We start from the raw sequence: 6,000 nt of genomic DNA, 5'->3' as shown, positions 1-6,000 counted from the left end.
TGCCGCCTATGACGCGGCGAGCGACGAACCCGGCGCGCGTCGTCCGGCCGGTGAGGGTTGCGTCGTCTTCGCACTGGAAACGGCCGAGTCGGCGACCGGGTCGGCGTCGGCCCACCCGCTCGCCGAGGTCCTCGCCGTGGAGTTCGGCGCCTACCTCGACGCCGGTGACGTCCGCTCGGCCCTGTCCGCCTGCATCGGCAGGGCGTTGGATCGCACCGCTGTCAGCGCCGAGAAGGTGCAGGCGGTGGCGCCGTCGCCGAGCATCGGGCCGCGCGGTCGCGCGGAACTGTCGGCGATCGCCGATGTGCTCGGCGAGGTCCGGCTCGCGACGGCCTGGCAGGACGCGCTCGGTGACACGCGGGCGGCCGCCGCGGGCTTCCAGATCCTGGAACTGCTCGTGACCCCCGGCGACCCGGGCCGGGTCGTGCTGGTGACGACCAGCGACGACGAAGGACGGGTCGCGTGCGCACTGCTGCAAATCTGGTGATCCCGTTCGACTGGCGGTTCCTCGAGATCGCCCCGGCCGTGCTGGCCACCACGGTGGATGCCGAGTCGGCGGTCTTCCTCGGTCACTTTCCCGATCACCCGGTGGTGCCGGGCGTGTGCCTGATCGAGCTGGCCGATCGCGCGGCCCGCGACCGCGGTATGGCGGCGTCGGCTCTGGTGCGGATCGCGTCGGCGAAGTTCACCGACGCCGTGTTGCCCGCGGATCGGCTGACCGTCCAATTGTCCCGCGACGGGTCGACGGTGACCGCCGTCGTGCGCACCGACCGCGGCGAAAACTGCCGGATAGTCCTGGATTACGAGCCGTCATGACGACACCGATCGAACTGCTCCCGCATCGCTGGCCGCTGCTGCTCCTCGATCGGGTCGCGCAGGTGCGGCCCGGCGAGAACCTGCACGGCTACCTGCGGATCAAGGCGGACGACCCCTGGTACGCGGACGAATTTCCGTGCTACCTGATCCTGGAGTCCTGGCTGCAGGCGGCGGGGGTGCTGGCCCGCTGGGGCAGCGACGACCCGGACGCCGCACTCCTGGTCGGTCGGCTGCACGACGTCCGGCTCATCCGTCCCGCGTTCGCGGGGGAGACCGTGGTGCATCGGGTGGACATCGTGAAGGCCGCCGCCGGTGCGGCCATCTGCGCGGGCGTGAGCACCGTTGCGGGCGAACCGATTCTGCAGATCGGCCAAGCGGTGGTCAGCCTGCGCGGCGGCACCCGATGACGGCGGCGCCCGTCACCCCCTCGACTCCGGATTTCGATGTCGATTCTTGTGGATTGGACCTACCATGCGCCGTGACCGTTCCCGGTTCGAACTGACCGCAGCCCAGCGCGAACTCCTGCTCGCCCAGGACCTGGATCGCGGCCTGGTCGGCAGCCAGTTCGGCTACGTCGACCTGACGGCCGAGATCGACCTGGAGGTCCTCTACGACGCCCTGCGCCAGGTCTGGCGCGAGTCGCGGACCCTGCGCGTGAATGTGCTGCGCGACGGCGATCAGGTCTGGTTCGCCGAACGCGACGGCGACGAATTGGCCATCGGCTACCACGACTTCGCGCAGCAGGCCGACGCCGAGCGCGCCGCCGCGGCGTTCATGGCGACCGAGTCGGCCGCGGCGTTCGATCCGGAACACGATCGGCTGCTGCGGGCGCACGTCCTGCGGCTCGATACCGGCAGGCACTACCTGTACGCCTCCTTCCACCACCTGATCATGGACGGCTTCAGTGTCATGATCTGGGCACAGCGGGTGCTGGACGTCTACGCCGCCATGGTGTCCGGCGCACCGATCCCGCCCAGCGAATTCGCCGGTCAGCAACAGATTCTCGAGCACGAGCGCGGTTTCGACGCCGTGCTGCGCGGCAAGTCGCGGGACTACTGGACCGATTACCTGCCCGACGTTGTCGAGCCGCTGGTGTTGCCGGGCAACGGTGATCCGGCCACACCAGGCACCTGGCTTTCCATGACGGTCGCTGTGCCGGCCCATCTGCTGGAACAACTTGCCAAGACGGCGTATTCGCAGCGATTGGCGCTGCCCTGCCTGCTCGTTGCCACGGGCGCCGCACTGTCCTGGTCGCTGGCGCACCGGAGCCGATTCTGCCTCCAGGTCCCGGTATCGAATCGCCGTGGGGCCGTGAAGAATACGCCCTGTTTGCTGGCCGACTCGGTCCCGGTCTCGGTCGAGCTGAGTTTCGGTGATTCGCTCGCCACGGTCGCCGCGCAGATCCAAGAGGGGCTCGGTGCCGCGCGCCGTCATTCCCGCTACGGTCTGACGAACATCCGTCGCGACCTCGGTCTGCCCGACAGCGGCCGAAATCCGTTCGGGCCCTCGGTCAATGTCATCTCGTATCCCGACAAGATGCTGCCGTCCGTCGGCTCCGCGGCCCCGCGCATCGGGTCCACCGGCATCGTCGGTGACCTGTCGATCTTCTTCCAGTATCCGTCCGGGCTGTCCGCCGATGGCTTCGTGACCATCGAAGCCAATTCGCGGTACTACACCGGCGACGATCTCGACTTGTTCCTGAACACGATTCTGGCGTACCTGGACCGGGCGGCGGTGGATCTCTCCGCACCGATCGGTGCGGTGCAGCTGCTCGGCGATGCCGAGCGTGCCCGAATTCTCGAATGGGGCGGTGCGGCAATCGAACACCCCCGCACCGAGGCGACGCTGATCGACCTGCTCGAGCGACAGGCGGCGGCCACCCAGGACGCGGTGGCGCTGGTGTCGGGTCCGGACCAGCTGACCTACCGTGCCGTGCACGGGCGCGCGAACCGGCTGGCCCGTGCGTTGATCGAGCGCGGAGTAGGCCCGGAATCCCTTGTGGCGGTGGCGTTGCCGCGATCGAGCGAGCTGATCATCGCGTTGCTCGCGGTGCTGAAGGCGGGCGGCGCCTATCTGCCGATCGACCCGGACTACTCGCCCGACCGCATCGGTTTCATGCTGACCGATGCCGCGCCGGTCCTGGTCATCACCGACGGTGCGCTGGCCGCCACGATCGCAGGCGACGCCGCGCCGCAGGCACTGATCACCGATGCCGCGGAGACAGTCGGAATGCTTGCGGCACTGGATGATTCGCCGATCATTGCGACGGACCGCGGAGCCCCGCTGCACCCGTCGCATGTGGCGTACGTCATCTACACGTCCGGGTCGACCGGCACACCCAAGGGTGTCGCCGTCACCCATGGCAATGTCGCCGCATTGTTCGCGGCCACCGACCCCTGGTGCGATTTCGACGACGACGACGTGTGGGCGTGGTGCCACTCGCAGGCCTTCGACTTCTCGGTATGGGAGATCTGGGGCGCACTCACCCACGGCGGCCGGCTGGTGGTGCTGTCCCGCGAGGACACCAGGTCGCCCGTCGACCTGTGGAAACACCTGATCGCAGCACAGGTCACGATTCTCAATCAGACGCCGTCCGCCTTCTACGCCCTGACCGCCGCCCTGCCCACCGGCGGTCCGGCGGACGTACGGCTGCGCATGGTCGTCTTCGGCGGCGAAGCCCTCGATCCGACTCGGCTCACCGAATGGCACGCCTTCTGGGCGGATTCGGCCGCTCCGGCGCTGATCAACATGTACGGGATCACCGAGACGACCGTGCACGTCACCCAGGTCGAATTGGCCGCGCGGCACTCGACGTCGACCGCCAGTCCGATCGGTGCTCCGTTGGCGGGTCTGCGGGTGTTCGTGCTGGACGGCTGGTTGCGTCCGGTGCCGGTGGGCGTTGCGGGCGAGTTGTATGTCGCCGGTGCGCAATTGGCACGCGGGTATCTGGGGCGCGCGGGATCGACGGCGGCGCGGTTCGTCGCCGATCCGTTCGGTGCGGCCGGTGCGCGGCTGTATCGCACGGGCGATGTGGTGCGGTGGACCGGCGACGGCGCGCTCGAATACCTGGGCCGCGGCGACGACCAGGTCAAGATCCGTGGCTTCCGGGTGGAGCCCGGCGAGGTCGCGGCGGCGCTGGCGACGCATCCCGCGGTGTCGCAGGCGGTGGTGATCCCCCGGGAAAGTGCTTCCGACGCCGGGAAACAGCTGATCGGATACGTCACCATCGACGACTCGGCCCACCGGGCCGGTCCTGCCGAAGCCGATCTGGTCAACCAGTGGCAGCGGGTATACGACGACTTGTACTCGGGCCCGGCAACTTTCGAGTTCGGCGAGGATTTCAGCGGCTGGCACAGCAGCTTCACCGGCCTGCCGATCCCGCTCGACGAGATGCGGGAATGGCGCGATGCCACGGTCGACCGGATCCGGGCACTGCAGCCGCGGCGGGTGCTCGAGATCGGCGTCGGGTCCGGGTTGCTGCTGTCGCGGCTGGCGCCGGACTGCCTGGAGTACTGGGGTGTCGACCTGTCGCGGGCCACCATCGAGGCGCTGCTGGCGCGATTGCGTGCGCTGGACGCGCCGTGGACCGCGCGGGTGCGGTTGGACGCGCGCGCTGCGGACGCGGTCGACGACCTGCCGCCGGGCTATTTCGACACTGTCATCGTGAACTCGGTCGTGCAGTACTTCCCGAGTCCCGGTTATCTGCGGCGCGTGATCGACGTCGCCATGGAGCTGCTCGCCCCGGGCGGCGCGGTGTTCCTGGGGGATATTCGGAATCTGACCTTGCTCGAAGAGTTCAGCGGCGAAGTGGCGGCTGCGCGCGGCGGCCGCTGGGGTGAGCAGGAATTGCTGCTGGCCCCGGAGTATTTCGCCGCGGTGGCTGGTGAGCACGCGGACATCGGGTCGGTCGATGTGCAGCGCAAGCGGGGGCGTGCGGTCAACGAACTGACCAGGTACCGCTACGACGTGGTGCTGAGAAAGGCTCCCGTGCAACCGTTGTCGTTGCGCGACGTGCCGCGGCTCGAGTTCGGTGACCACGGTGCGGAGCGGCTGCTGGAGCTGCCGCTGCACGCCCATCGCGGCGGCTGTGTGCGGATCGTCGGTGTGCCGCGCGACCGTGCCGGGTTGTCGCCCGAGGACTTCCACGTCCTCGGTACCCGGCACGGCTTCGTCACCGCGGCGACCTGGTCGGCGCAGCCCGATCGCATGGATGTCGTATTCGTCGACGAGTCGGTGCTCGGCGACAGACTGCTCACCGACGTCTACCTGCCGGACGGCCCGGTGCGCGAAGCGAGCCGCTACGCCAACACCCCGGACAACGGGCTGCTCGCCGCCGACCTGCGCCGGCACGTCGCCGACCGGCTGCCGGAGTTCATGGTGCCCGCCGCGGTGCTGGTCGTCGACCGTTTTCCGTTGACGCCCAACGGGAAACTGGACCGCAACGCCCTGCCGGAGCCGCAGTTCGCGACCGCCGGACGCTACCGCGGTCCGCGCGACGAACGTGAAGAGTTCTTGGCCGGGATGTTCGCCGAGGTGCTCGGAGTAGGCCGGGTCGGCATCGACGACTCGTTCTTCGAGCTGGGTGGGCATTCGTTGCTGGCCACCCGGTTGGTGAGCCGGATTCGCGCCGAGGTGGGTGTCGAGATACCGATCCGGACGGTGTTCGACAGTCCGACGGTCGTCAAGCTGGCCCCGGAACTCGCTCGGGCACAGTCGGTTCGCGCACGCCTGCATCGGGCGCAGCGCCCGCAACAGGTGCCGCTGTCGTTCGCGCAGCAGCGACTGTGGTTCATCCACCAGCTCGAGGGACCATCGACCATCTACAACATCCCGCTGGTACTGCGATTGTCCGGCGAGGCGGACGCCGCCGCGCTGACGGCCGCGATCGGCGATCTCCTCACCAGGCACGAAAGCCTGCGCACCGTCTTCACCGAAGCCGACGGTGTTGCCGCCCAGCAGGTTCTGGATGTCGACGCGATAGCCCTGCCGCTGTCGGTGGCCGATATTCCCGCCGATGCGCTGGACGCCACGGTCGCCGAGGCCGTGCGCTACGAGTTCGACCTGTCCGCCGACATCCCGCTGCGCGCCACGCTGCTGCGCTGCCACGACACCGCCACGTCGTCGGTGCACAGCCAGGTACTGGTGTTGGTGCTGCATCACATCGCCGGTGACGGCTGGTCGCTG

General features: G+C 68.9%; 4 protein-coding genes (1 of these 4 only partly in view). All 4 read left to right on the top strand.

Annotated elements, in window-relative coordinates; all coding sequences use genetic code 11:
• Nucleotides 1-487, top strand: a 487-nt coding sequence (locus NN4_RS45200; RefSeq protein ID WP_222595174.1) for a beta-ketoacyl-[acyl-carrier-protein] synthase family protein, incomplete at its 5' end; no start/stop codon positions are given.
• Nucleotides 463-816, top strand: a complete 354-nt coding sequence (locus tag NN4_RS26980; protein WP_147137143.1) for an ApeI family dehydratase — start codon at nucleotides 463-465, stop codon at nucleotides 814-816. The genes NN4_RS45200 and NN4_RS26980, both read left to right, overlap by 25 nt.
• Entirely contained in the window at nucleotides 813-1,223 is a 411-nt protein-coding gene (locus NN4_RS26975; protein WP_147137141.1) for a 3-hydroxyacyl-ACP dehydratase FabZ family protein, read from the top strand. The genes NN4_RS26980 and NN4_RS26975 overlap by 4 nt, the downstream gene beginning before the upstream one ends.
• Before the next feature lie 64 nt (nucleotides 1,224-1,287).
• On the top strand, nucleotides 1,288-6,000 hold the 5' portion of the coding sequence (locus NN4_RS26970) for a non-ribosomal peptide synthetase (RefSeq protein ID WP_147137138.1). Its footprint extends 13,509 nt past the window's final position; only the first 4,713 of its 18,222 coding nucleotides appear in the window; the start codon lies at nucleotides 1,288-1,290; the stop codon falls past the right edge of the window.

The sequence above is a fragment of the Nocardia ninae NBRC 108245 genome (assembly GCF_007990755.1).
In the GTDB taxonomy this organism is placed as follows: domain Bacteria; phylum Actinomycetota; class Actinomycetes; order Mycobacteriales; family Mycobacteriaceae; genus Nocardia; species Nocardia ninae.
This window is presented reverse-complemented; position numbering and strand designations above follow the sequence as displayed.